The 24,470-nt window shown below is 30.7% G+C and carries 28 protein-coding genes; 17 read left to right on the top strand and 11 right to left on the bottom strand.

Translation table 11 applies throughout. From position 1 onward, the window contains the following. Window position 1 precedes the first annotated feature (1 nt). From deoC to K8354_RS17860, 3 genes are all read right to left on the bottom strand, one after another. A complete protein-coding gene (deoC, locus tag K8354_RS17870; RefSeq protein WP_223444030.1) occupies window positions 2–748 on the bottom strand; it encodes a deoxyribose-phosphate aldolase in 747 nt (248 codons plus the stop codon). A gap of 74 nt (window positions 749–822) precedes the next feature. Beyond that, on the bottom strand, window positions 823–1,563 hold the full coding sequence (locus K8354_RS17865; RefSeq protein WP_223444029.1) for an energy transducer TonB: 741 nt from the start codon (window positions 1,561–1,563) through the stop codon (window positions 823–825). A 108-nt stretch (window positions 1,564–1,671) separates the two neighbouring features. Then, window positions 1,672–2,241 carry a DUF3109 family protein gene (locus tag K8354_RS17860; protein WP_223444028.1) on the bottom strand — a complete coding sequence of 190 codons (570 nt, stop codon included), beginning with the start codon at window positions 2,239–2,241 and terminating at the stop codon, window positions 1,672–1,674. A gap of 88 nt (window positions 2,242–2,329) precedes the next feature. Here K8354_RS17860 and K8354_RS17855 point away from each other — a divergent pair, with 88 nt between their 5' ends. The 3 genes from K8354_RS17855 (at window position 2,330) to K8354_RS17845 (ending at window position 4,386) form a co-directional block, all read left to right on the top strand. After that, on the top strand, window positions 2,330–2,914 hold the full coding sequence (locus tag K8354_RS17855) for a MarC family protein (RefSeq protein WP_223444027.1): 585 nt from the start codon (window positions 2,330–2,332) through the stop codon (window positions 2,912–2,914). Between the two features lies 1 nt (window position 2,915). After that, window positions 2,916–3,521 carry an NAD(P)/FAD-dependent oxidoreductase gene (locus K8354_RS17850; RefSeq protein ID WP_223444026.1) on the top strand — a complete coding sequence of 202 codons (606 nt, stop codon included), beginning with the start codon at window positions 2,916–2,918 and terminating at the stop codon, window positions 3,519–3,521. Window positions 3,522–3,654: 133 nt separating this feature from the next. Beyond that, a complete protein-coding gene (locus tag K8354_RS17845) occupies window positions 3,655–4,386 on the top strand; it encodes an energy transducer TonB (protein ID WP_367890408.1) in 732 nt (243 codons plus the stop codon). 55 nt (window positions 4,387–4,441) lie between these two features. Here the strand turns inward: K8354_RS17845 and glmS are convergent, their stop codons facing one another. Genes glmS through K8354_RS17830 form a run of 3 tightly spaced genes read right to left on the bottom strand, consistent with a single transcriptional unit; the run spans window position 4,442 to window position 8,702 of the window. Further along, entirely contained in the window at window positions 4,442–6,298 is a 1,857-nt protein-coding gene (gene glmS, locus K8354_RS17840) for a glutamine--fructose-6-phosphate transaminase (isomerizing) (RefSeq protein WP_223444025.1), read from the bottom strand. A 24-nt stretch (window positions 6,299–6,322) separates the two neighbouring features. After that, window positions 6,323–7,882, bottom strand: coding sequence for a DUF4270 domain-containing protein (locus K8354_RS17835; RefSeq protein ID WP_223444024.1), 1,560 nt, complete (start codon window positions 7,880–7,882; stop codon window positions 6,323–6,325). Window positions 7,883–7,892: 10 nt separating this feature from the next. Continuing rightward, window positions 7,893–8,702 (bottom strand): glycogen/starch synthase, encoded by an 810-nt coding sequence (locus K8354_RS17830; RefSeq protein ID WP_223444022.1) that lies wholly within the window; start codon window positions 8,700–8,702, stop codon window positions 7,893–7,895. 98 nt (window positions 8,703–8,800) lie between these two features. On the opposite strand from K8354_RS17830, the gene panC reads away from it, so the two are divergent. From panC to radA, 5 genes are read left to right on the top strand one after another with little or no spacing between them, the layout of a single operon-like run. Further along, window positions 8,801–9,649, top strand: a complete 849-nt coding sequence (gene panC / locus K8354_RS17825; protein WP_223444020.1) for a pantoate--beta-alanine ligase — start codon at window positions 8,801–8,803, stop codon at window positions 9,647–9,649. A 28-nt stretch (window positions 9,650–9,677) separates the two neighbouring features. Beyond that, on the top strand, window positions 9,678–10,028 hold the full coding sequence (panD, locus tag K8354_RS17820; protein WP_223444019.1) for an aspartate 1-decarboxylase: 351 nt from the start codon (window positions 9,678–9,680) through the stop codon (window positions 10,026–10,028). 2 nt (window positions 10,029–10,030) lie between these two features. Then, window positions 10,031–10,975: a lysylphosphatidylglycerol synthase transmembrane domain-containing protein gene (locus K8354_RS17815; RefSeq protein WP_223444012.1), complete on the top strand. Its 945-nt coding sequence runs from the start codon at window positions 10,031–10,033 to the stop codon at window positions 10,973–10,975. Between the two features lie 37 nt (window positions 10,976–11,012). Then, on the top strand, window positions 11,013–12,293 hold the full coding sequence (locus K8354_RS17810) for a peroxiredoxin family protein (protein WP_223444011.1): 1,281 nt from the start codon (window positions 11,013–11,015) through the stop codon (window positions 12,291–12,293). Window positions 12,294–12,352: 59 nt separating this feature from the next. Further along, window positions 12,353–13,714 (top strand): DNA repair protein RadA, encoded by a 1,362-nt coding sequence (gene radA, locus K8354_RS17805; protein WP_223444010.1) that lies wholly within the window; start codon window positions 12,353–12,355, stop codon window positions 13,712–13,714. 179 nt (window positions 13,715–13,893) lie between these two features. Here the strand turns inward: radA and K8354_RS17800 are convergent, their stop codons facing one another. Both K8354_RS17800 and K8354_RS17795 read right to left on the bottom strand, forming a co-directional pair. Next, the gene (locus K8354_RS17800; protein ID WP_223444005.1) at window positions 13,894–14,640 is read right to left on the bottom strand and encodes a uroporphyrinogen-III synthase; all 747 of its coding nucleotides are present in this window, start codon (window positions 14,638–14,640) and stop codon (window positions 13,894–13,896) included. Window positions 14,641–14,658: 18 nt separating this feature from the next. Further along, window positions 14,659–15,246, bottom strand: a complete 588-nt coding sequence (locus K8354_RS17795) for a DUF4271 domain-containing protein (RefSeq protein ID WP_223447726.1) — start codon at window positions 15,244–15,246, stop codon at window positions 14,659–14,661. Window positions 15,247–15,381: 135 nt separating this feature from the next. Here K8354_RS17795 and K8354_RS17790 point away from each other — a divergent pair, with 135 nt between their 5' ends. From K8354_RS17790 to K8354_RS17780, 3 genes are read left to right on the top strand one after another with little or no spacing between them, the layout of a single operon-like run. After that, entirely contained in the window at window positions 15,382–16,104 is a 723-nt protein-coding gene (locus tag K8354_RS17790; protein WP_223444003.1) for a polyprenol monophosphomannose synthase, read from the top strand. A 56-nt stretch (window positions 16,105–16,160) separates the two neighbouring features. Continuing rightward, window positions 16,161–17,501 carry a dihydroorotase gene (locus K8354_RS17785; protein ID WP_223443995.1) on the top strand — a complete coding sequence of 447 codons (1,341 nt, stop codon included), beginning with the start codon at window positions 16,161–16,163 and terminating at the stop codon, window positions 17,499–17,501. Between the two features lies 1 nt (window position 17,502). Further along, a complete protein-coding gene (locus K8354_RS17780; RefSeq protein ID WP_223443993.1) occupies window positions 17,503–17,970 on the top strand; it encodes a DUF4296 domain-containing protein in 468 nt (155 codons plus the stop codon). Here K8354_RS17780 and K8354_RS17775 read toward each other — a convergent pair. Next, a complete protein-coding gene (locus tag K8354_RS17775) occupies window positions 17,960–18,961 on the bottom strand; it encodes an NAD-dependent epimerase/dehydratase family protein (RefSeq protein ID WP_223443991.1) in 1,002 nt (333 codons plus the stop codon). The two genes, K8354_RS17780 and K8354_RS17775, sit on opposite strands and share 11 nt — an antisense overlap. 188 nt (window positions 18,962–19,149) lie before the next feature. On the opposite strand from K8354_RS17775, the gene tyrS reads away from it, so the two are divergent. After that, entirely contained in the window at window positions 19,150–20,442 is a 1,293-nt protein-coding gene (gene tyrS / locus K8354_RS17770) for a tyrosine--tRNA ligase (RefSeq protein ID WP_223443985.1), read from the top strand. Between the two features lie 96 nt (window positions 20,443–20,538). Here the strand turns inward: tyrS and mscL are convergent, their stop codons facing one another. Both mscL and K8354_RS17760 read right to left on the bottom strand, forming a co-directional pair. Beyond that, window positions 20,539–20,997 (bottom strand): large conductance mechanosensitive channel protein MscL, encoded by a 459-nt coding sequence (gene mscL / locus K8354_RS17765; protein WP_223443984.1) that lies wholly within the window; start codon window positions 20,995–20,997, stop codon window positions 20,539–20,541. 19 nt (window positions 20,998–21,016) lie between these two features. Next, window positions 21,017–21,991, bottom strand: coding sequence for a LuxE/PaaK family acyltransferase (locus K8354_RS17760; RefSeq protein WP_223443983.1), 975 nt, complete (start codon window positions 21,989–21,991; stop codon window positions 21,017–21,019). Window positions 21,992–22,067: 76 nt separating this feature from the next. On the opposite strand from K8354_RS17760, the gene K8354_RS17755 reads away from it, so the two are divergent. Genes K8354_RS17755 through K8354_RS17735 form a run of 5 tightly spaced genes read left to right on the top strand, consistent with a single transcriptional unit; the run spans window position 22,068 to window position 24,470 of the window. Beyond that, window positions 22,068–22,499 carry a hypothetical protein gene (locus K8354_RS17755; RefSeq protein ID WP_223443982.1) on the top strand — a complete coding sequence of 144 codons (432 nt, stop codon included), beginning with the start codon at window positions 22,068–22,070 and terminating at the stop codon, window positions 22,497–22,499. Window positions 22,500–22,509: 10 nt separating this feature from the next. Next, window positions 22,510–22,926 (top strand): hypothetical protein, encoded by a 417-nt coding sequence (locus tag K8354_RS17750; protein ID WP_223443981.1) that lies wholly within the window; start codon window positions 22,510–22,512, stop codon window positions 22,924–22,926. Window position 22,927: 1 nt separating this feature from the next. Continuing rightward, window positions 22,928–23,329 (top strand): hypothetical protein, encoded by a 402-nt coding sequence (locus K8354_RS17745; protein WP_223443979.1) that lies wholly within the window; start codon window positions 22,928–22,930, stop codon window positions 23,327–23,329. 3 nt (window positions 23,330–23,332) lie between these two features. Continuing rightward, window positions 23,333–24,049, top strand: a complete 717-nt coding sequence (locus K8354_RS17740; RefSeq protein ID WP_223443978.1) for a hypothetical protein — start codon at window positions 23,333–23,335, stop codon at window positions 24,047–24,049. 16 nt (window positions 24,050–24,065) lie between these two features. Beyond that, window positions 24,066–24,470: a hypothetical protein gene (locus K8354_RS17735; protein WP_223443977.1), complete on the top strand. Its 405-nt coding sequence runs from the start codon at window positions 24,066–24,068 to the stop codon at window positions 24,468–24,470.

The following is a 24,470-nucleotide window of genomic DNA, read 5'->3' as shown; positions in this document are numbered from 1 at the left end:
ATTAATATTCTGAGTTATTATTTTCTTGTTTTGTGCAAATTTCTTTAGCCGATGACGTTCCTATTCTATTAACTCCTAAACAAATCATTTTTAAAGCTGTTCCGTAATCTCTCACACCTCCTGCTGCTTTTATTTGCAATGGTTTTGCGTTTTCTGAAATCAATTTCATAGTTTCTAAAGTAGCGCCATTCGGTTTATTATCTATAGTTTTAAAGAAGCCAGTAGAAGATTTTACAAAAACTCTTTTAGCAGCCGTTTCATCAAAATTTGTAAGCACAACTTCTTTTATCAATTGTGATATTGCAATAATTTCTTCGGTTGATAATGCTGCAACTTCTATAATAAATTTTACAACTTTACTATTTTCTAAACACAATTTTGTGCACTCTAAAATTTCTGATTTTATCACCTCAATCTCTCCTTTTTTAAAAGCTTTGTAGTTCACTACAAAATCGAGTTCATCTGCTTCTAAAAGAATTGCTTTTTTAGCCTCTTCTAGTTTACTTTTAATAGATGAATTTCCTTCAGGAAAATCGATTACGGTGCCTATTAAAACGTCTGAATTCGCTTCTAAGAGCATTTTTTTTGCTAAGGGAATGTGTTTTGCACGAATCATAATCAATTTATAATGATACAAAATTGCTTCACGAATTAAATCAATAACTTTCTGTTGATTTTCATCTTCAGAAATATTCGCTTGATTTATAGTCTTTAAATACGTGGCATCTAAATATTGGTTGATTTTCATAGTATCAAAAATACGAAATAATAAAAAACCCAACTTTTCAGTTGGGTTAAATCTTTTATAAATCTAAAAATAAATTAATCTACCCTAAAAGAAATTGGCAATGTATATTTTACTTTAACGGCCTTGTCTCTTTGCTTTCCTGGAGTAAATTTTGGAAGTTTTTCAATTAACGCTTGCGTTTCTTTTTTTAGTTTAATGTGCGGTGCTCTAATTTGTATGTCAACAACATTACCTTGATCATCAATAACAAACTGTGTACTAATTCTATATTTTCCTGAATTTAAACCAATTTCATTTGCTAGTTGCGCATCAAAATTACGTTGCACAAATTTCTTCATTTTTGCATCAAAACATATTTTATTTTCCTCTTTTGACAAACCTTCACAACCTTTAAATACAGGTGCATTTTCTATCAGAATAAAAGGTAAAGTCTCTACCGGTTCATCTTTTGGTTCTTCGGCAGTTACAAGAGCATCGATGTTTAATGGAACTAAATCTTCTTTTGGCGCTACTAAAACAGTTTCAATGATGGTATTATCTACTTTTTTAATAGGTTCATCGGCGACAAAAACAGTACTTGTTCTTTCAATTTTTGGTACTAGTTTTGATTCTTTTACAAAAACAATATCTTGATCTGAAGAAATCATCATGACTTCTGGTGGATTAAAATCTATAATTGCCAGTGATTTTTGTGGCGTTTGATGCTCTAAAATTAAGTAGACGATAAAGAGCACTAATACAAGACCTAGTTGGGTAAAAATAGTTGAGAATTTCTCTAATTGTTTGCTTGGTAATTTTTTCAGATTTTTCATCATTAGAAAGTTTTTAAATGTTAAGACTTTGTTAAAACAAAGAACATGCCGTAAAAAACTTAAAAAAGATAAAATACTGATTGAAAGAACTCTAATTAATATAAGTTATTTTTATTTTAAGAGTTTTTCAGCAACTTTTTCTAATTCATCATACCAATTTTGCCCAAATTTTCGAACTAAAGCTTGTTTTACAAACTTATAAACAGGAACTTGTAACTCTTTTCCGAGAGAACAGGCATCATCGCAAATTTCCCATTTATGATAATTTACTGCAGAAAACTCACTATAATCTTGCACTCGAATAGGATATAAATGACAAGAAACTGGTTTTTTCCAATCAATTTCTCCTTGGTTATAAGCTTCTTCTATGGCACACAAGGCAGTATTTTTTTTATCAAAAATAACATAAGCGCAGTGTGCTCCGTTGACTAGAGGAGTTTCTAGCTCGCCCCATTCACTGGTAACCCAAGTACCTTCTTTCTCAATAACTTCGATTCCTTCTTTTCTTAAAAAAGGTTTTATTTTCGGATAAATTTCCTCTAAAATCTTGGTTTCTTCTTGCTCTAAAGGTGCACCAGCTTCGCCATCTATACAGCAAGCACCTTTACACGCAGATAAATTACAGATAAAATCATTTTCTATAATTTCTTCAGAAACGATCGTTTTTCCTAATTGAAACATACGACAAAAATAAGCATATTTTTTTGTGATTTTTACCAATTTCGTAAAGTTAGTTGACTAATTTTGCAAAAAAATAAATTTTTAAAAAATGACTTTCGATTTTAAACAAATACTGACTGCTTTTATGGTTTTATTTGCAGTAATAGACATTATTGGAAATATTCCTATCATCATAGATTTACGTAAAAAAGTAGGGCATATCCAGTCTGAAAAAGCATCTCTAATTGCAGGGGTTATTATGATTGTATTCCTTTTTTTAGGACAAAGCTTATTAAGTCTAATTGGTATTGATGTAAACTCTTTTGCAGTTGCAGGCGCATTTATTCTCTTTTTTATTGCTTTAGAAATGATTTTAGGCATCACTTTATATAAAGACGATGGTAATAATGCACCGATCACTGCAACTGTTTTTCCGTTAGCTTTTCCATTAATTGCTGGTCCAGGAAGTTTAACAACTTTACTCTCTTTAAGAGCAGAATTCGATGTACAGAATATAATTATTGCTGTAGTTTTAAACGTAATATTTCTATATATCGTTTTAAAAACTTCTTCTAAAATAGAACGCTTAATAGGACCGAGTGGTATTCAAATAATCCGTAAAGTTTTTGGAGTAATTTTATTGGCAATCTCTGTAAAACTATTTGCTCAAAATATAAAAATGTTATTTATCTAAAATGATTTTTGACGCTTTAATTATTGGTGGTGGTGTTTCTGGAATGCAATGTGCTTTCGTTTTGGGTTCTGCAAAAGATAAAGCTTTTGCTGCTCGTAAAAATATAGGAATTATTATGCACCAAAGAAATTCTCATTTAGAAAATGCCTTATTTAATAATGTTTTAGGTCTACCACCAAAAACAAAAGGAAAAGACCTTTTGAAACAAGGAAGGGAGCAATTAGCAGATTTGTATCCGCATGTATCTCAAATTGTAGGTGAAAAGGTGTTAGCTATCCAAAAAAATCAAGAAATTACTACAATAACAACAAACAAGCATGTTTATAGCTCTAAACTTGTCATACTTGCCTTAAATTACGCAAAACCATTTACTATTAAAGGTTTAGAAGAATTTATAGTTCCTCATAAAAAATCGAATCCTTTAAAAGATAGAATTCAGTTAAAAAACACAGATCATTTTATTAAAACTGGACTGTATTGTTGCGGTACCATTTCTGGTGTGCGCAGTCAATTTGCCATTGCTGCAGGCAGCGGGGCTTCTGTAGCAACCGATATTCTTACACTTTGGAATCATGGAAATCACACCAAAATTCATGATAAGGCATGATATTAATCATATTTTAAAACCAATTTAGTTCTTACTTTTAAACTGCGTTATTAGACTTATAAATAGTTTATAAAACGTGTAAATAGGATACCAACAAAGGTTGTGTGGTAAAAAAAATTTAAAGGTTTAAAAGATGATACAGATAAAAAAAAACCCAGAATTCGCTTTAGGTAATTTTAGCAAAATTTTCTTTCAAATAGGTTTGGTATTAAGCCTATTAATTATTCACCTTTTAATAGAATACAAAAGTTACGAAAAAAATTATTCTAATTTAGGAGTTTTAACGGTGATAGAAGAAATGAAAGAGGATATTCCTATTATTGAAATTAAAAAAGTAACTCCACCTCCAAAAAATATTCCTAAAGTAATGGAAGCTATTAAAGTTGTTGAAGATGAATTAAAAATTGAAGAAACTATTATAGAATCTACCGAAACAGATGAAGGAGAAGCCATTGTAGTAAATATGGAAGATGTGGTTGAAGTTGAAGAAACTGAAGAAGTTATTGAAGATGTGCCCTTTATGTTAATTTCAGATGTACCGGTTTTTCCTGGATGTAAAGGAAATAATGAAGAACTAAAAAAGTGTTTTACACAGAAAGTAACACAACATTTTTCGAAAAGGTTCGATGTTGAATTATCTAAAGAACTAGGACTATCTCCTGGCAAAAAAAAGTTATTTGTTATTTTTAGAATTGCTAAAAATGGAAAGATTGACAATGTAAGAGCTAGAGGTCCTCATCCTGTTTTAGAGAGAGAGGTTACACAAATCATTAATTCTTTACCTCAAATGATTCCTGGCAAACAAAGAGGTACTCCTGTAGGAGTTAGTTATAGTATTCCCATTACTTTTGAAGTTAGAGAATAAAAAAAAATCCAGCTAAACAGCTGGATTTTTTTTATTCGCTAAGGCAAAAACAGCACTACTCTACTGTAACTGATTTTGCCAAATTTCTTGGTTGATCTACATTTTTACCTAACATTACCGCAATATGATACGATAATAATTGAAAAGGAATCGTCGTTAATAAAGGTGTTAATGCCTCTTCTGTTTCAGGAATTTCAATTACGTGATCTGCAATCTCTCTTACCTGTGTATCTCCTTCTGTAACGATGGCAATAATTTTACCTGCTCTAGATTTTATTTCTTGAATATTACTTACTACTTTTTCATAATGCCCTTTGTTTGTTGCTATTACAAAAATTGGCATGTTTTCATCAATCAAAGCAATAGGGCCATGTTTCATTTCTGCCGCAGGATATCCTTCTGCATGAATGTAAGAAATCTCTTTTAATTTTAAAGCTCCCTCTAAAGCTACTGGAAAATTAAATCCTCTTCCTAAATATAAACAGTTCGTAGCATTTTTATAAACATCTGCAATACTTTTAACATGCTCATCAATTTGCAACAATTGTTCTATTTGTCTAGGAATTAATTGCATTTTTTGAATATACTTTTTAAAAGTATAATCAGGTAAAGATCCGTTTGCTTGCCCTAATTTTAATGCGATTAGCGTTAAAACTGTAATTTGGGTTGTAAACGCTTTTGTGGATGCAACACCTATTTCTGGACCTGCATGCGTATAGGCCCCTGTATGCGTTTCTCTTGCAATAGAAGACCCAACAACATTACAAATTCCATAAACAAAAGCTCCTTTAGATTTTGCTAACTTTATTGCGGCCAATGTATCTGCTGTTTCACCTGATTGTGAAATAGCAATTACAATATCTTTATCTGTAATGATAGGATTTCTATATCTAAATTCAGAGGCATATTCAACTTCTACAGGAATTCTTGCCATATCTTCAATAAGATATTCTCCTACTAGACCTGCATGCCAAGAAGTACCACAGGCTATAATTATAATTCTGTTTGCATTTAAAAACTTATCAAGATTATCTTCTATGCTAGACATCTTAATCATATTTTCTTCTAGCAACATCCTACCCCTAAAAGTATCTGTGATTGCCTTAGGTTGCTCATTGATCTCTTTAAGCATAAAATGTTCATAACCTCCTTTTTCAATTTGGTCTAAACTCATTTGAAGTTTTTGAATTATAGGATCAACTAGGGCATCATCGTGAATTCTACGAACTTTTACAGTTCTCCCTAATTTAATAATCGCCATTTCTTCATCTTCTAAATAAATAACATTTTGGGTGTATTCTAAAAAAGGAGAAGCATCAGAAGCTACAAAGAACTCTTTATTTTCTACTCCAACTCCAATAGCAATAGGGCTTCCTAAACGCGCAACCACAATTTCATCTGGTTTTTCTTTATCGAAAACAGTAATAGCATAAGCTCCTACAACATTTGTTAGTGCCAATTGAACAGCTTTACCTAATTTACAGCCTTCGGTTTTTTTAACCTCTTCAATTAAATTTATTAACACCTCAGTGTCGGTATCACTTTTAAAAGAATAACCTCTAGCAATTAACTCCTTTTTAATGGTATCATAATTTTCAATAATGCCATTATGAACTATTGCTAAATTACCCGACTGTGAATAATGTGGGTGCGAATTTACATCATTTGGAACTCCGTGCGTTGCCCAACGAGTATGTCCCATCCCAATATTTCCAACTTTTCTCACCTCATCTTCATCAGTAATAAGCTCTAAATCAGAAACTTTACCTTTAGTTTTTGAAATGATCATTTTATTACCATCATACATCATTATCCCAGAACTATCATAACCTCTGTACTCCAATCTTTTTAATCCGTTTATTACTATTGGATAAGCCTCTCTATGACCTATATATGCTGAAATTCCACACATAAATTTTTATTTTTATTTTTAACTTTATTCTGTTTTTTTTGAATATGAGATTACCAATGCTGCTTTTTTAACTCCGTTTTCTGCAGAATTATTAAACAAAGTAACCGCTTTAGGATTCCAACTACTGTTTCTAAAAACTATATCATTACCCGAAGTAGGAGCATCTGAAGGATTGTAAACTTTTAGTTTTAAGATCGATTCGTACTCAATATTTCCGTTTAATATGTCAGAAATATAATCCGTTATTTTAAATGTATATTTTTCTTTTTTACCACTAGCATCTCTCGATAAAAACCCACCAATACCGCCAAATGCACCTTCGCTAGTAGCATCTTTTATTTGGCTAAAACTCGGACTCAGAACATTTGTGTCGCTCTTATACAAATACAATCTATCAGGAACATGAGACGTATCTGCAGATTGATTGATATAAAAAGTTAAAGTAGCATCATTAATCAACCAATTATTAGCTTTTAACTCGTCTATTTTAACTTGATCAAATAACGTTATACTACCCTCACTTCCGGCAGTTCCTTGAATTTTTATTTCATTATTTACAGGATATACTTTATCCTCCATTTTAAAAGTGTTTACTTTAAAACCAGATAAAGGAAAGCTATTATTTTTAGAAATTGTATCTAAAACTACCGTTCCAGATTTTAAAACTGTATTGGTATAATACACTTCTAATGAAGGGATAAGCGTAGAGTTGTTGTTGTTAAAATTAAATGAAGTTAAAGAGCCTTCATCGCCTGTGGCTTCGATAATAATTCCTCTAAAATAATCATTAAAAGCATCTTGAGATGCAAATTCACCTGTTTCATATTTATCTAAAAATAATTCTTTAAAGGCATCTTCATTTAAAGGGATTCTAGCAAAAGGAACGGGAATTGTACTTGCAGTAGAATTAAAAAGCTTTATGGTATCACTAGCAACTATTGTATCATCATACAATCTTCTTTTTACCACAAACATGGTATCATTTTCATTAGGGATAAAAGGAAAGTTTACTTCAGTATTTAGTTCAGTTCCTATTTTCTCAAAAACATCATCAGAATAAAAACTATTAATTTTTGAAGGATCTGCAGGATTATACACGTTTATATATGTATTAGATCTATAAATATTGAGATGAAACGGCTTGCTTTTATCTCCAAAAACAGAATCGATTTCAAATTTATTTCCATCAGTATTTGAAGTTACTTGGTACGGTAATTTTAAAAACACCGTATCTATTTTTGTAACCACTGTTGTATCTGCGCCATACACAACACCGTCTAAAACACTTAAACCAGTAGGTATTGAGATTTGAGATACTATCGATGCTTCAATTTTTTCGTAATCTGGGTTGGCGTAAACACCTAGTAAATATTGAGCAATTTGTCTTGAAATATTATCTGATTGAATCCTTTCTAAAGGACTATTTTCGGTTATTACATCTATTGAAATAGCATCCGTATCAAACTTTGTATTCGTAATTACATTAGATTCAACGTCTGTGAATTCCTCTTCACAGGATAAAATAATGGTAAATAAAGATATTGCGATACCTATATAAACACTTTTTCTAAAAAAATTTTTCACTTAAAAATAATTATTTAGTTGCCAATAAATCAGCATAAAAATTTAAATAAGACTCTTTTAAATTCTCTGATTGATATTCTAAAACTGGTATTTCTTTTTCCGCTATAAAAGAATTTAACTCTTCAGCAATCGTTTCGCTACCATGAATAATTGCATCAGAATTTTCTATTGCACTCTTTAAAATATTAATATGACTTGGTGTTTGTATTGTTGCTATTTTAGGTGATTTAAGCAAATCAAATTTTACTTTATTAGCCAAATCTTCATTCAAATTGCCTTCAAAACCTCTATTATACAAAGAAGTAATTATTTTACTTTCTGTAAACAAAGGTTCTTCTTTGTAGAACTCTCTTAAATAAAGCGGTAATAAAGAAGCGAGCCAACCATGAATATGAATTATATCAGGTGCCCAATTCAATTTTTTTACAGTTTCCACAACTCCTTTTGCAAAGAAAATTGCTCTTTCATCGTTATCCTCAAACAATTCGTCATCTTCATCGGAAAAAACAGCTTTTCTTTTAAAATACTCTTCATTATCAATAAAATAAACTTGCATTCTTTCCTTCGGGATAGAGGCTACTTTAATAATTAAAGGCATATCTATATCATTCACAACTAGGTTCATTCCTGAAAGGCGAATTACCTCATGTAATTGATGTCTTCTTTCATTAATTACACCATATCTTGGCATAAAAATACGGGTTTGAACACCTTTAGAATGTGCGTTTTTTGCTGAAATAAAAGCTGTAGAAGACAGTTCTGTTTCAGGTAAATATGGCACCACCTCAGACGATACAAATAAAATTCTCTTGTCTTTCATTACATCAAACTCTTTTAATAAGATTCGCAAAAGTACAAATTTTTATGCTAATATGATGTTAAATTGGTAAGTTTGCAGACTTTATAAAGTAATGCACTATGGTCGTTTTTACAGAAAAAAAAGCTTTAATCGCTTATTTATCAAACTTTAAAGCTCAAAAAAAAACAATTGGTTTTATACCCACAATGGGAGCTTTACACAGAGGACATTTGTCTTTAATTAAAAAAGCGCAGAAAAAAAACGACCTTATTGTAGTTAGTATTTTTGTAAATCCTACTCAGTTTGACAAGAAAGAAGACTTATTAAAATACCCAAAAACAATACAAAATGATCTTAAATTATTAGAAAGTGTTTCTTGTGATGTGCTTTTTAATCCTTCTGTAGAGGAAATTTACAGCAACAATATCGTTTCTGAAAAATTTGATTTTGACGGACTAGAACATGAAATGGAAGGAGAGTTTAGAACTGGTCATTTTGATGGCGTAGGTACTATTGTAAAAACATTGATTGAAATTATTGAACCCAACAAAGCTTACTTTGGTCAAAAAGATTTTCAGCAGTTACAAATCGTTAAAAAAATGGTGAGAAAATATCGTTTAAATGTTAAAATTAAAGGATGTCCTATTTTCAGAGAAGAAGACGGTTTAGCTATGAGTTCAAGAAATGTAAGGTTAACTAAAGCGCAAAGAACTGCGGCACCATTTATTTACAAAACACTTAAAAAAGCGTATAAAAAATTTAATACAGAAAATGTGCATTCTGTGATTGAATGGGTAGAAAATAAATTTAAAAAACATCCATTATTAAATTTAGAATACTTTACAATTGCTGATGAAAAAACGTTAAAAACCATAAAAACAAAAGAATCTGATAAAAAATATCGGGCTTTTATTGCTGTATTTGCAGGCGAAATAAGATTAATTGATAATATTCGTTTAAAAAGTTAATAACCAAAAAAAATACTATTTTTGCAAAATGTTAGTTCAAGTAGTAAAATCAAAAATCCACCGTGTAAAAGTTACAGGTGCAGATTTAAATTATATAGGCAGCATTACCATTGATGAAGATTTAATGGATGCTGCGGGTATTATCGAAGGAGAACGTGTTCAAATTGTGAACAACAATAACGGCAATCGTTTAGAAACCTATGCAATTCCCGGTCCACGTGGAAGCGGAGAAATTACCCTAAATGGAGCGGCTTCTCGATTAGTGGCTGTGGGAGATGTTTTAATTTTAATTGTGTATGCTTTCATGGAATTAGAAGAGGCTAAAAATTTTAAACCTTCTTTAGTTTTTCCGAACGAAAAAAATAATACACTTACATAATTTTGAATATTAAAAAAGTTTTAAAAATTATTACACCTCTTATTCTAGGAGGTTTTTTAGTTTGGTATTCTATTTCAAAAATTTCTATTGATATTTTAATAGGATATTTTAAAGATGCGAATTATAGCTGGATTTTTCTTGGGTTATTTTTCGGAATTTTAAGTCATTTATCACGAGCTTATCGATGGAAATTTATGCTCGCCCCTTTGGGGTTTAAACCTAAATTTACAAACAGTATGTTAGCTGTTTTAGTAGGATATTTAGTGAATTTGGCCATACCCAGAGCCGGGGAAGTTTCTAGAGCTTTGGTGTTAACCAATTACGAAGAAATACCTTTTGAAAAAGGATTTGGAACCATTGTAGCTGAGAGAATTGCTGATTTAGTAATGATGCTAATTGTCCTTCTTATCACGCTTTTTGTTCAATTCGATTTTATTTATGACCTTTTAACCCGTAATTTTAATCCAACTAAAATAATTATTGGTTTAACCGTTTTAATTATCGGTTTTTATACACTTACGTCTCTCGTTAAAAAAGCAAAATCAGGATTTTTATTTAAAATAAAAGCCTTTGTTTCTGGCTTAGTAGAAGGAGTTACCAGCATTTTTAAAATGAAAAATAAATGGGCATTTATTTTTCATACGGTATTTATATGGATTATGTATGTTGCGATGTTTTGGGCAACAATTCCTGCAATTGAAGGTTTAGAAGTCCCTTTAGGTGGCGTTCTAATTGGCTTTATAGCTGGTGCTTTTTCTATTGCAGCAACCAATGGTGGCATTGGTTTGTATCCAGTTGCTGTGGCTGGGGCATTAGCGTTGTTCGATATCCCAACAGAACCCGCTACCGCTTTTGGTTGGATTATGTGGACTGCACAGACAGCCATGATTATCATTTTTGGCGGTTTGGCATTTGTATTTCTTCCTATCTACAATAAGAATAAATAATTTCGTTACTTTTGGTTTTAATTGTTAGGTTAAAGCCATGAAAAATCTTTATCTCTTATTATTTATATCTGTAACTTTTACTTTTATTAATTGCAAAACAGAAATAAAAACAAAAAATACTACAACCGTTTTAATTGGTGAGGTTATTAACAGGCCTCACAGTGACAAATTATCTTTAATTACTAAAGATGGAGATTTTAGAGTAAATCCAACTGAAATATCTATTATAAATGGAGAATTTCAACACACAATTACATCTGATTTTGTTGAAGAGTATTTGATGGCTTTCAATGATGAATTAGAACAAGGATCTTGGAGGAACTTAAATTTTTTTAATGATAAAGACACTATATATGTAACCTTATTCAAAAAAGATAAAGCAGATAATAATATTTTTTATGGTGGTAAACTAAACTTGAAAAAGAAAATACTATCCAATAAATCTAAAGTTAAATTTTGGGATAAAATAGGATGGATTTACAAAACTAAAGTTGATTCACTAGAAAAAATTGGGAAATGGGAAACTAAACAAGTTCAAGAAATTTGGAAAGAATATGACAATTCTGATGACAAAACAGTCCTTTTAAAAAAATATAGATCTCTTAAAGAACAGAAAAAAGATTTGACTACAGAGGGAAGGTTTTGGCAAAATAAAATTGACTCTTTAAGCAGTGAATCTAAAAAAATGAATTACGAATTTATTGAAAAAGATAGCTCTATTTTGGGTTATGCTATGTTAGTTGATGAATTGTTTTCGAATAAATACAATAAAGATTTCAATTATGGTTTTATAAAACTCAATTTAGATAGATACCAATCAAAATTTAAAAATCATCCATATACAGTAAGTTCAACGGATTTATTAGAGGGAATCGAAAATGCTAAAATTGGTAATGATTATGTTGATTTTTCATCAAAAACAAAAAATGATAAAATCGTAAAAGTATCTCCAGTTGTAAAAGAAAATACAGCAACTTTAATTGATTTATGGGCTCCATGGTGTGGACCTTGTATAGCCAAAAGCAAAAAATTAAAACCACAATATAAAAATCTTAAAGCAAAAGGTTTGGAAGTTTTTGCTGTTATTGGTGCTATCAATTCAAAAGATACATATATTACAAATAGAGATAAGTATAACTATCCATGGACAGTAAACTATGAACTTGATGAAGAATTTAAGATTTGGGACAAATACAATATTTCTCGTTCTGGAGGTTCTCAATTTTTAATCAGTTCCAGAGGAAAAATTTTAGCAATAAACCCAGAGCCAAAAGAGATTGATTCAATTTTAGTTGCAATAAGTTCTATAAAACTTTAAAATAAAAATCAAATTTTACTTTGTAACTTTACTACTTTAAAACTCTTCAACTAAAATAAATGGCCAAAACCAAAACAACTTTTTTCTGTCAGAATTGTGGTACACAACATGCAAAATGGGTAGGTCAATGTGGCGCATGTAAAGAATGGAACACTATTGTAGAAGAAGTAATACAGAAAGAAGAAAAACGCGTTTGGAAACAATCTACTACAGCAAAGCAGGTTGTAAACAAACCATTAAAGATTGCAGATATTCAGTTGAACCCAGAAGAAAGGGTAATTACCAATAACAAGGAATTAGACACGGTTTTAGGTGGTGGTTTGGTAAAAGGCTCTGTAACGCTTTTAGGAGGGGAACCCGGAATTGGAAAATCGACTTTATTACTGCAAGTTGCTTTAAATATTCGTCAAAAGGTATTGTATGTTTCTGGGGAAGAAAGCCAATCTCAAATAAAAATGAGAGCAGAAAGGCTTGAAGCGAACAATTCTAATTGTTTAATTTTAACTGAAACCAACACCCAACAAATTTTCAAAAATATAGAAGAAACAGCTCCCGAAGTTCTAGTAATCGATTCTATTCAAACTTTACATACAAGTTCTATTGAAGCTTCTCCTGGAAGTATTTCTCAAATTAGAGAAACTGCTGCAGAACTCATAAAATATGCTAAAGAAACCGCAACTCCTGTGCTGTTAATTGGTCATATAAACAAAGAAGGAAACATTGCTGGTCCTAAAATCTTAGAACACATGGTTGATGTTGTTTTGCAATTTGAAGGCGACAGAAATCATACCTACAGAATTTTGCGATCTCAAAAAAACAGGTTTGGCTCTACGTCAGAATTAGGTATTTACGAAATGCTTTCCAACGGATTGCGAGAAATTTCAAATCCGTCTGAAATATTGATTTCTAAAAAAGATGCCGATTTAAGCGGCACTGCGATTGCATCAACTTTAGAAGGCATTCGACCTTTAATGATTGAAATTCAGGCCTTGGTTTCAACAGCTGTTTACGGAACTCCACAAAGATCTACGACTGGTTATAACCTAAAACGCTTAAACATGATTTTGGCAGTTTTAGAAAAAAGAGCAGGCTTTAAATTAGGAGCAAAAGATGTTTTTTTAAATATTACTGGAGGCATTAATGTTGATGATCCTGCTATTGATTTGGCAGTAGTTGCCGCTATTTTATCATCCAATCAAGATATTGCCATTAACCCAAATGTTTGTTTTGCAGCAGAGGTTGGTTTGGCAGGAGAAATAAGACCCGTATCAAAAATTGATCAACGAATTTTAGAAGCAGAAAAATTAGGGTATAAAACTTTTGTAGCCTCAAAATACAATAAGATTTCTTCTAAAAACCACGGAATTAAACTCGTTTTAGTTGGTAAAATTGAAGAAGCTTTTGCCACTTTATTTGCATAGTTATAATCAGCATAATTAAAGATACGCTACTCCATAATACTTGTAGCGAACGGAATAAAATAAAACTTATACTATTGATGTTAAAAAACAAAAATCGAGTAAAATTACTCGATTTTTTATCAATTTTATAAAGCTTATATGGCACATTTTAATAAGTTCGGTGTAGAATTTTTAAAACTTTATCTCTTATTTGCTTCTTTAATGTATTTGTCTAAAGCCATGGTCATAGACGGTGTTTCTTTTGAAGGTGCAACAATATCACACTTTAAACCCGCATCTGTTACAGCGTTTACAGTAGAGCTCCCAAAGGCAGCAATTCTTGTTTCGTTTTGTTTAAAATTAGGAAAATTATGAAATAAAGATTCTATTCCAGAAGGACTAAAGAAAACTAATACATCATAAAAAACATCCTGCAAATCAGACAAATCACTAACAACTGTTCTGTATAAATCTAATCGAGTCCACTTTACACTTAACTTATCTAATTCCTCAGGAATTAATGATTTTAGTTTATCAGAAGAGGGTAATAAAAAGTTTTCAGTTTTATGTTTTTTTATCAATTTTGTTAAATCGACAAAAGATCTGTTCCCTACATAAATTTTACGTTTTCTGTACACTACATACTTCTGTAAATAGTACGCTACAGCCTCTGACTGACAGAAATATTTCATAGAATCTGGAACTTTAAAACGCATCTCTTCTGCAATTCTAAAAAAATGATCTACTGCATTTCTGCTAGTTAAAATAATTGCAGTAAAATCTGTTAAATCAATTTTCTCAGCTCTAACTTCTTTTACAGAAATTCCTTCTACATGAATAAAAGATCTGAAATCAATTTTCACTTTTTGTTTGTCAGACAAATCAAAATAAGGAGATGTTTCTGTCTTTGGTGCTGGTTGAGAAACTAATATAGTTTTCACTTTCATAGACTGTAAATTTTATATTTAAAACATCAATTTAAAAAGTACAAATAGCGGCGCTATTTCAAAGGCGCAAATATACAAAATAAAATAAAACAACTTATTAAAAATCAGGTTTTTATTTCTAACGGAATACAATACAAATCTTGCTATAAATAGGAAGCCTGCAAAATAGTAGGAATATAGTTGATTTACGCCTGCATATTCGCATAAAATGATAGCTATGTATAAGAAAAATGAAAGACTGTATAGGGTTCTAGTTTTATAAAAACTAAAAATCTGAATGCTTTCTTTAATCAAAAATAAAAATGAGAGCACAAATTCTAATATTTTTTTCGCTAAAAAATACACCAATAAAACTAGAAAAACATTCAAAAATGTAGAAAAACTATCTGAAACAGTCGGTCTTTTGTATATAAGGAAATTATGCGTTAAAAGTGATATTACTGTAACAAGAAAGAAAAATATGACTATTTCAAAAGCATCTAAAAATTTGTTGCTGTCCAAATCTTCTTCCTTAATAACGCTAACTTTAAAAAAAACAAAGAAGCTTTCTTTTAGTCTTTTGGCATCGAGTAATTTTAACAATACAACACTCAAAAACAAAAGCAATAAAATTTCGGTAACCCAATTATTTGAATAAGCTATTTTTTCTAGTGCTTGCAATTAACTTTGATTTATAAAATTTAGCACAAAATTAGTAATTAAATAATGTATATTTGTTTTCTTCGTACTGAAAATTAATTTATGTCAGACACTTTAGTAATAATTCCTACATATAACGAAAAAGAAAATATTGAAGCTATTATTCGTACTACTTTCAATCAAAAAAAATCATTTCATGTTTTAGTTGTAGATGATAATTCTCCAGACGGAACTTCAGAAATTGTGATCAATCTTATGAATGAATTTCCAGAGATCCTCTTTTTAGAAAAAAGAATAGGTAAAATTGGTTTAGGATCAGCTTATATTCATGGCTTTAAATGGGCGTTGGCAAGAAAATATCAATACATTATAGAAATGGATGCAGATTTCTCTCATAATCCTAAAGATTTAATTCGTTTATACAATGCTTGTTATATAGATAAAGCGGATGTTTCTGTAGGTTCTAGATATGTAAACCATCAAGTGAACGTGGTTAATTGGGATATAAAAAGATTATTACTGTCTTATTTTGCCTCTAGATATGTGCGCATTATTACTCAAATTCCGTTGTATGATACCACGGCCGGATTTGTTTGTTGGTCTAGAAATGTGCTTGAAACGATTAATCTAGATAAAATTAAATTTGCTGGGTATGCTTTTCAAATTGAAATGAAATTTAAAGCATGGAAACATAAATTTAAAATAAAGGAAGTTTCTGTTATTTTTACAGACAGAAAAGTAGGAGCTTCTAAATTAAGAGGAAATATTATTTTTGAAGCTTTGTTTGGCGTGATAAAAATGAAACTACAAGGATTACCAAAGTAACATACATATCTAACTGAATTGGAATTGGAAAAATTAGTGTTTAAAAAAATATAAAAATGACAAAATTAACGTTAATAAAAAATGCAAGAATCGTTCATGAAAACAATACTTTTTTGGGTGATGTTCTGATTGAAAATGAAATTATAAAGCAGATTTCTTCAGAAATAAAAACACCTGAAAATACAGAAGTTATTCATGCCGAAGGAAAGTATTTAATTCCTGGTTTTATAGACGACCAAGTACATTTTAGAGAACCTGGCTTAACCCACAAAGCAACAATTGCTACAGAGAGTAGAGCTGCTGTTGCTGGCGGAATTACTACTTTTATAGAAATGCCGAATACAGTACCGCAAGCCACTACGCAAGAATTATTAGAAAATAAATTTGAAATTGCCGCTAAAGATTCTTACGCAAACTACTCTTTTATGTTTGGTGGAACGAATGATAATCTAGAAGAATTATTAAAGACTGATCCAAAAAAAGTGGCTGGCATAAAGCTTTTCCTCGGCTCGTCTACCGGGAATATGTTGGTGGACAATGAAACCGTTTTAGAGAAGATTTTTTCATCAACAAAAATGATTATTTCTGTACATTGCGAAGACGAAGCAACCATCAAAAAAAACACCGCATTATTTAAAGAAAAATATGGAGAAGACATTCCTATAAAATATCACCCCATCATTAGAAGCGAAGAGGCTTGTTATTTATCGTCATCAAAAGCCATTGAACTTGCAAAAAAAACAGGAGCAAGATTGCATGTTTTTCATTTATCAACAGCCAAAGAAACCCATCTTTTTAGAAATGATATTCCTTTAGAAGAAAAACAAATTACAGCAGAAGTTTGTGTACATCATTTATGGTTTAATGACAAAGATTATGATGAAAAAGGAACGCATATTAAATGGAATCCTGCAGTAAAAACAGAAGCCGATCGATTGGGTTTATGGGAAGCTTTGTTAGATGATAGAATTGATGTTTTGGCAACCGATCATGCGCCTCATACTTTACAAGAGAAAACGAATACCTATTTAACGGCACCTAGTGGCGGACCATTAGTACAACATGCCATAATTGCGCTTTTAGAAAAGGTAAAAGAAGGTGTAATTTCAATCGAGAAATTGGTAGAAAAAATGAGCCACAATCCTGCTAAATTATTTCAAATAGAAAAACGTGGTTTTATCAAAGAAGGGTATTTTGCTGATTTGGTTTTAATTGATACACATAAACCTCAAACCGTTACCAAAGAAAATATTTTGTATAAATGTGGCTGGTCTCCTTTTGAAGGTACTACGTTTTCATCTACCATTACCCACACTTTTATCAACGGAAATTTAATCTATAATAATGGTGTTTTTAATGATGATATTAAAGGAAAACGAATCACTTTTAATCGCTAATATGAAGAAAATAAGTTATTTATTAATCTTTACTTTTTTAACTTCTTGTACAAGTAATACTATTTTTAAAAAACCAAAAGACCTTATTCCAAAAGACACCATGAGTCTTTTGGTACAAGAAATGATGATTGCTTCATCGTCTAAATTCATCAAAAATAAAAATCTAGAAAGAAAGATTAATTATATGCCTTTAGTTTATGATCTTTTTAAAATTGATAGCATTCGTTTTCAGACGAGTAACCTCTACTACATGTCTAAAATAGATGATTATCAAGCTATTTTTGAAGATGCAAAAGCCAATTTAGAAAGAAAAAAAGCCATTTTAGACGATCTTAAAAAAACAAAAGATTCTTTAAGAACTGATTCTATTAGAAATAGCAATAAGAAACCAATTCTTATCGATACCTTGAATAAAAAGAAAGAAAGAGAGTTGCCAAATAATGTAAAGGATTTAAAAGTTAAGCTTTAGGATAGGCTTCACAAATTCTTTTGATTGAATTTTCAAGCTTTTCAAATTTAAAATTTACTGCCTTTTCTATCTTTTCTGATGAATATTCGGATATAGAATGGGCAGATTTAGCTGAATATTTACTTAGTAAAGGTGGTACTCCTGTTATTTTTGAGACACCCCAAGTAAGTCTCCAAAAAATAGCTGTCTGCCAAGGTCTTACTTTTTTAAACGGTCGTTTTTTATTAAAAAAATCTGCAATTAGAAAGAAGATTTCTTTAAATGATTTATTTTCTGAAACTAAAATAAATCGCTCGTTATGAATGGTCGAATTCATTAATAAAATCATTGGTTTTACTACGTCTTGTACAGATACAAAACCTGTAACGCCTTCTGTATAATATTTTAAACCCTTGTAAACTTGACTAAATATTTTTCCAGAACCGGCATTCCAAAACCCACTTCCTAAAATAACACCCGGATTTACAATTACTACCTTCACCCCTTCTTGACTTGCCCGCCAAACTTCCATTTCTGCGCCAAATTTTGTTATAGAATACCCACTATTATCTAGCTCCTTATTCCATTCGTTGTTCTCGGTAATGATATTTCCTTTTAAAGAATCTCCAACTGCCGCAATAGAACTTACAAAACAAAGTTTATCAATTTTAGCATCGATAGCAAGATTTACAATAATGGCAGTTCCATAAATATTTACCTTTCGCATTTCTCTATAATCTTTAAGATTAAAAGAAATAAATGCCGCACAATGATATACTTGTTTTACCGCTACGAATGCAGGAATCATTGCAGGAACTTCCGTAATATCCGCTTGAAACCACTCAATTTTTGAAAATAATTTTTCATCATCTGTATAAAAAGAAAACACTTTTTTTACGTTTTCTAAAGAAGATGCCGTTCTATAAATGGCTCTAATGTTATCATTTTCTAAACTTAAATGATACAACAAATGCGAACCGACTAAACCTGTGCCTCCAGTAACTAAAATCATACCGCTAATTTATGGTTTTTTGATTGATAAGTTTATCTTTGCCCCGTTAAAAAGCAGTTATTTAAACGCGCTGAACATCGTGAAATTGAACTTGTCGAAAGCGATGGTTTAAACTATTAAAAACCATCGCTTTCGACAAGCTTAGTGAAACATCTTAATTTTTAAACTGAATTAATTTACCATTTATAATGAATAATTTTATTGCAGAATTACAATGGAGAGGAATGTTGCAAGACAGCATGCCAGGAATAGAAGAACATTTGTTAGAAGAAATGAGAAGTGCGTATGTAGGTTTTGATCCTACGGCAGATTCTTTACATATTGGTAACTTGGTTCCTATTATGTTATTAGCACATTATCAGCGTTGTGGACACAAACCCATTGCTTTGGTGGGTGGCGCAACAGGTATGATTGGCGATCCTTCAGGAAAATCTGCCGAACGTAATTTATTAGATGAAAAAACATTGCGCCATAACCAAGAATGTGTAAAAGCACAATTAAGTCATTTTTTAGATTTTACTTCAGATGCAAAAAATGCCGCAATTCTAGTGAATAATTACGATTGGATGAAAGATATTTCATTCCTCGAATTTATTAGAGATGTTGGTAAGCATATTACTGTAAACTATATGATGGCTAAAGATTCTGTAAAAAACAGAATTAATTCTGATTCTAAAGACGGAATGTCTTTTACAGAATTTACCTATCAATTGGTACAAGGATATGATTTTTTACATTTGTATAGAGAAAATGCAACTACAATTCAGATGGGTGGTTCTGATCAATGGGGAAATATTACAACCGGAACAGAATTAATTAGAAGAATTGGCAATGGAAAAGGATATGCAATTACGTGTCCCTTAATCACAAAATCCGATGGTTCTAAATTCGGGAAGTCTGAAGGCGGAAATGTTTGGTTAGATGCTAAAAGAACTTCTGCCTATAAATTTTACCAATATTGGCTTAATACTTCAGATGATGATGCAGAAAAGTACATTAAAATCTTTACATTTTTAGACCAAGAAACCATAAATTCTTTAATTGAAGAACATAAAGAAACGCCTCATTTACGTGTTTTGCAAAAACGTTTGGGAGAAGAAGTTACCGTTCTAGTACATGGTATAGAAGCCTATGAAAAAGCAATTGCAGCTTCTAATATTTTATTCGGAAAATCTACAGCGACCGATTTAAAATCTTTAGATGAACAAACTTTTTTAGACGTGTTTACGGGCGTTCCTCAAGCTACAATTTCAGTTGCTGATTTTTCTGAAGGATTAGACATGATTGGAGCTTTAGCCGCGAAAACCAACTTTTTAAAATCTAATGGTGATGCAAGAAGAGCTTTAAAAGAAAATGCAATTTCAGTAAATAAAGAAAAAGCAAAAGAAGATTTTATAATTACTGCCGATGATTTAATTGCCGACAAATATGTTTTATTGCAGAGAGGTAAAAAGACGTATTATTTATTGGTTGTTGCCTAATCTATTCCAGATAAAAATTATTTCTAAATTATTAATCATTAAAAAAAATCTTAAAAAGGGCTGCATGAATTCAGTCCTTTTTTTCAATTTATAAACTTAACCTCTCTCTTCTAATACCTTCCTTAAAAACTCATTTTGTTTTTCTAAAAGCTCGTTCGTCTTGTTCATTAACTCGATGTTTTTAGGCGTTGCCACGGTTACATTTTTAGGATCATCTGCTTTTTTCTTCACTGTATTCATTGCTTTAACAATTAAAAAAACAGTTAACGCGATAATTAAAAAATCGACTCCTGCCTCTATTAATTTTCCATAACCAATAGCTACTTCTTCTACTTTTGGCGCGCCCTCTACGTCCACTGCATCTCTTAAAACCAATTTTTTATTTTCCCAAATAGTTCCATTGGTCATCATAGATAAGGGTGGCATCAAAATTTCTTTTACTAAAGTATTAACCACTTTATTAAAAGCAGCACCAATAATAACACCAACTGCAATATCAATCATGTTTCCTTTTACGGCAAACTCTTTAAATTCTTCTATTAACTTAAATTTCATGTTTTTTAATTTTATTTTCTTATAACACCATTAAATTACAACCTCTAATATCAGAATTATCAAAACGCCCAATAATTTCAAAAGTTCCGTTTTGATATACTTTTCCTAAATCTTGTGTTGCAATAAAGGAACAAGAATTATAGTTTGCCAAATCAATTACATTAATTCCGCCTACTTTGCCTGTTGGCAAAATAGTTAAGGCATCTTCTGTATCTCTCGTTAAAAATTTCATCCAAAGAGGGGATTCAAAAATACCATTACCTTTTGAGTATGCTTGGCTTAATAACTCTGTCATGCCATATTCTGAATGGATTTTATCAACACCAAATCCCTCTTGTAAAAGGTGATGCAACTCGTTGCGAATGATTTCTTTTCTTCTTCCTTTCATACCACCCGTTTCCATAATGATGGTATTTTTTAAGTTAAATTGATATTTTTCTATCAAATCTAACAGAGCAAAAGAAACCCCTATTAATAAAACTTTTTGTCCTTTTTTATCAAGATTGATAAGTTTTTTAATTAATTCATCCACATTATTTAAGTAAAACCCACTTTCTAAATTCTTAGATTTTGCTATTAAATCAGCTACCATAAAAACCAAAGAAGAGCCTTTTCGTTCTAAATAATTTGGCAACAACGCTAAAACAACATAGTCTTCTATGTTTCCATAAAAATGCGCAAATCCTTTTAAATAACTGTCTTTATATAGGGTAATATCTGTTACAAAATGTTTGCTTGTACTGCTTCCTGTAGTGCCAGAACTCGTAAAAGTTTCTTGAATTTCATTTAAAGAAGAAAGAACTTTTCTGCTCTTAAAAAACTGTATGGGTAAAAACGGAATTTCTTCAATTTTAGAAATATCCGAAGGATGTATATATAGCAAATCGCAAAAAGAACGATAGACTTTATTATTTTTAAATTGGTGTTTAAAAATCGCTAACGTTACTTCTGTAAAATCTTTCTGGCTTTGTATGTTAAATATTTTATCTTCCATATCGATTCACAAAAATAACATTATTCGACGCAACCTTTTTACAATTTTTGTATCTTATAAGAAAGAGAATCAATTAATGAAGCTAAATTTTAAAATAATCTATTTTTTTATACTTGTATTTACCTATGCTAGTTGTAGCAAAAACAATAGTGAAACAGAAATACAATCGCAAGATATTATAATTCCGTTTCAAGAGACTAAAATAATTGGTTCCGAAAAAATTTCAATCACTTTTTCTAAAATTTTAGAAGACTCTAGGTGTCCTGAAAACTCAAGTATCAATTGTGTTTGGCAAGGCAGAGTGCTCGTAGAAATAAGTATGAATACGATTGATAAACATACCATAAGTCTGGAGAATTCACAAAGTAATTCTCAAAACCTATATTCCGATTCATTTGAATATGAAGGCTATTTAATTCAGTTCATAGCGGTGCATCCTAAAAGAACAGACATACAAGAACCCGAAAGTAGCAACTATAACATAGTACTAAAAATTAAAAAATTATAACTTCTATTTTATGAAAAAGACACTCTATTTTTTATTCCTCTCTTTTGTATTAATTTCTTGTGATGAAAAAAATGACAAGAATAATATACAAAATGAAGCTGTTTTTATTGACAACAACCTGTACCAAGAAACGGCAACCAACAATTATACAATTACAGATGTTCAATTAGATGAGCATTTATTAACCATAAAAATAAGCAGCAGTGGTTGTAGTGCAAATTCTTGGAAAGCTATTTTGGTAGATGCTAATGAAATCTTAGAATCTGATCCTATTCAGCGTAACATAAAATTATCTTTAGAAAATAATGAAGCTTGTTTGGCTGTTTTTGGGAGAGAATTTACATTTGATATCACAATTCTAAAAGAGGAATTTGCTGAAGTTATTTTCAATTTAGAAGGTTGGCATCATCAAATAAAGTATAACTAAGATGAAAAAAATACTACTTTTTTGCTGCACAATCTTCTGCTTTTTTTCATGTGAAAACAACACAGAAATCGACAATCCTATTCAAGGAAACTGGAATGTTATGCAAATTGTCGGTGGTTTAGCACCCACCAAAGAATATAATGAGGGCGAGTTTACTTGGTTTTTTGATTTTGATGAAAAAACAATAACTATTGTAAATAATGTTGATATTTTTAATCACTTAGACATCCCTAGTTTTACAAATAATCAAGGGGGTATTTATTCTTTTAATATAATCACCGAAAACAATATAACATACTTAGAAGTCGGAGAAAGAAAAGGAACTATTTCATTAATAAACGACGAATTAACAATTGATTTTGGTATCGCTTTTGACGATATCGCCTATATTTTTAAACGATAAATCATGAAACTAAAACCACTATTTTTACTATTGATTGCAACGGTATTCTTTTCTTGTGAAAGTGATGAAATAATCATTGATACTGATAATTTACTACTTGGCAGCTGGATTGAACCTTTTTATGACGGAGAAACAATAATCTTTAAAAGAGCAAATTCTTTGTCAAATGATACTAGAAGTTTTACTTTTAAAAAAGATGGTTCTTTTACAGAACTAACTTCTGGCTTTTGTGGCACACCTCCATTAACGTTTTTTGAGCAATCAGGGACTTGGGTTTTATCTGAAAATTATCTAAAAATATATGATCAATATAACATGGAAATTATAGGAGTCCAACCTATTTTGAGGTACAACTATCTTGTAATTGATCTCTCTGAAAACTCTTTGACCTTAAAAAGAGAATTTACAGAGCAAGAAAAAGAGCATAGAAATTTAATGGCTTTGTTTGATGAAATTCAGAATTTAGCATATGCTACTTCTTGTATTGATGCATCAAATTGGGCATTTACGGCCTACGGATCTAAAGCTTGTGGCGGTCCTCAAGGATTTATGGCGTATTCTAAAAATATGAATACGGAAGAATTTTTAAAGAAAATTGAAATTTATACCCAATCAGAAAAAGAATTTAATCGCAAATGGGGTATTATTTCTGATTGTAGTGTTACTGCACAACCAATAGCTGTAGCCTGCGTAAATAGTTACCCAACACTTATATACTAATTAAAAAACAAAAATTATGCTTAAAAAATTTACCATTTTATGTCTGGCCATTGTGCTATTTGGCTCCTGTTTAAATGACAATGAACCTATTTTTAAATACGAGCTTTTACCCATTGACGAAGCTAATGTACCCGCAAGTTTTACGTTTGGCGAACAAGATACAATTGCTATTAAATACACTTTACCAAACAGTTGTTATGCCTTTAACAACCTATATTATGAGTATCAAGATACCACAAGAATTGTTGCCGCGCGCGCCTTGGTTTCTTTAGATGTCTATTGTGCAGAAGTCATTGTTCAAGAAGAATATAAATTTGTGGTAAATGTAAGCCAAGAAGAAGATTATGTTTTTAAATTTTGGAAAGGAACAGATAGTAACGGAGAAAATATTTTCGAAGAATTTGTAGTTCCCGTAAATTAG

Source organism: Polaribacter litorisediminis, from assembly GCF_019968605.1.
In the GTDB taxonomy this organism is placed as follows: Bacteria; Bacteroidota; Bacteroidia; order Flavobacteriales; family Flavobacteriaceae; genus Polaribacter; species Polaribacter litorisediminis.
The sequence above is the reverse complement of the archived record's forward strand: the minus strand, read 5'-3'. Positions and strand labels throughout refer to the sequence as shown.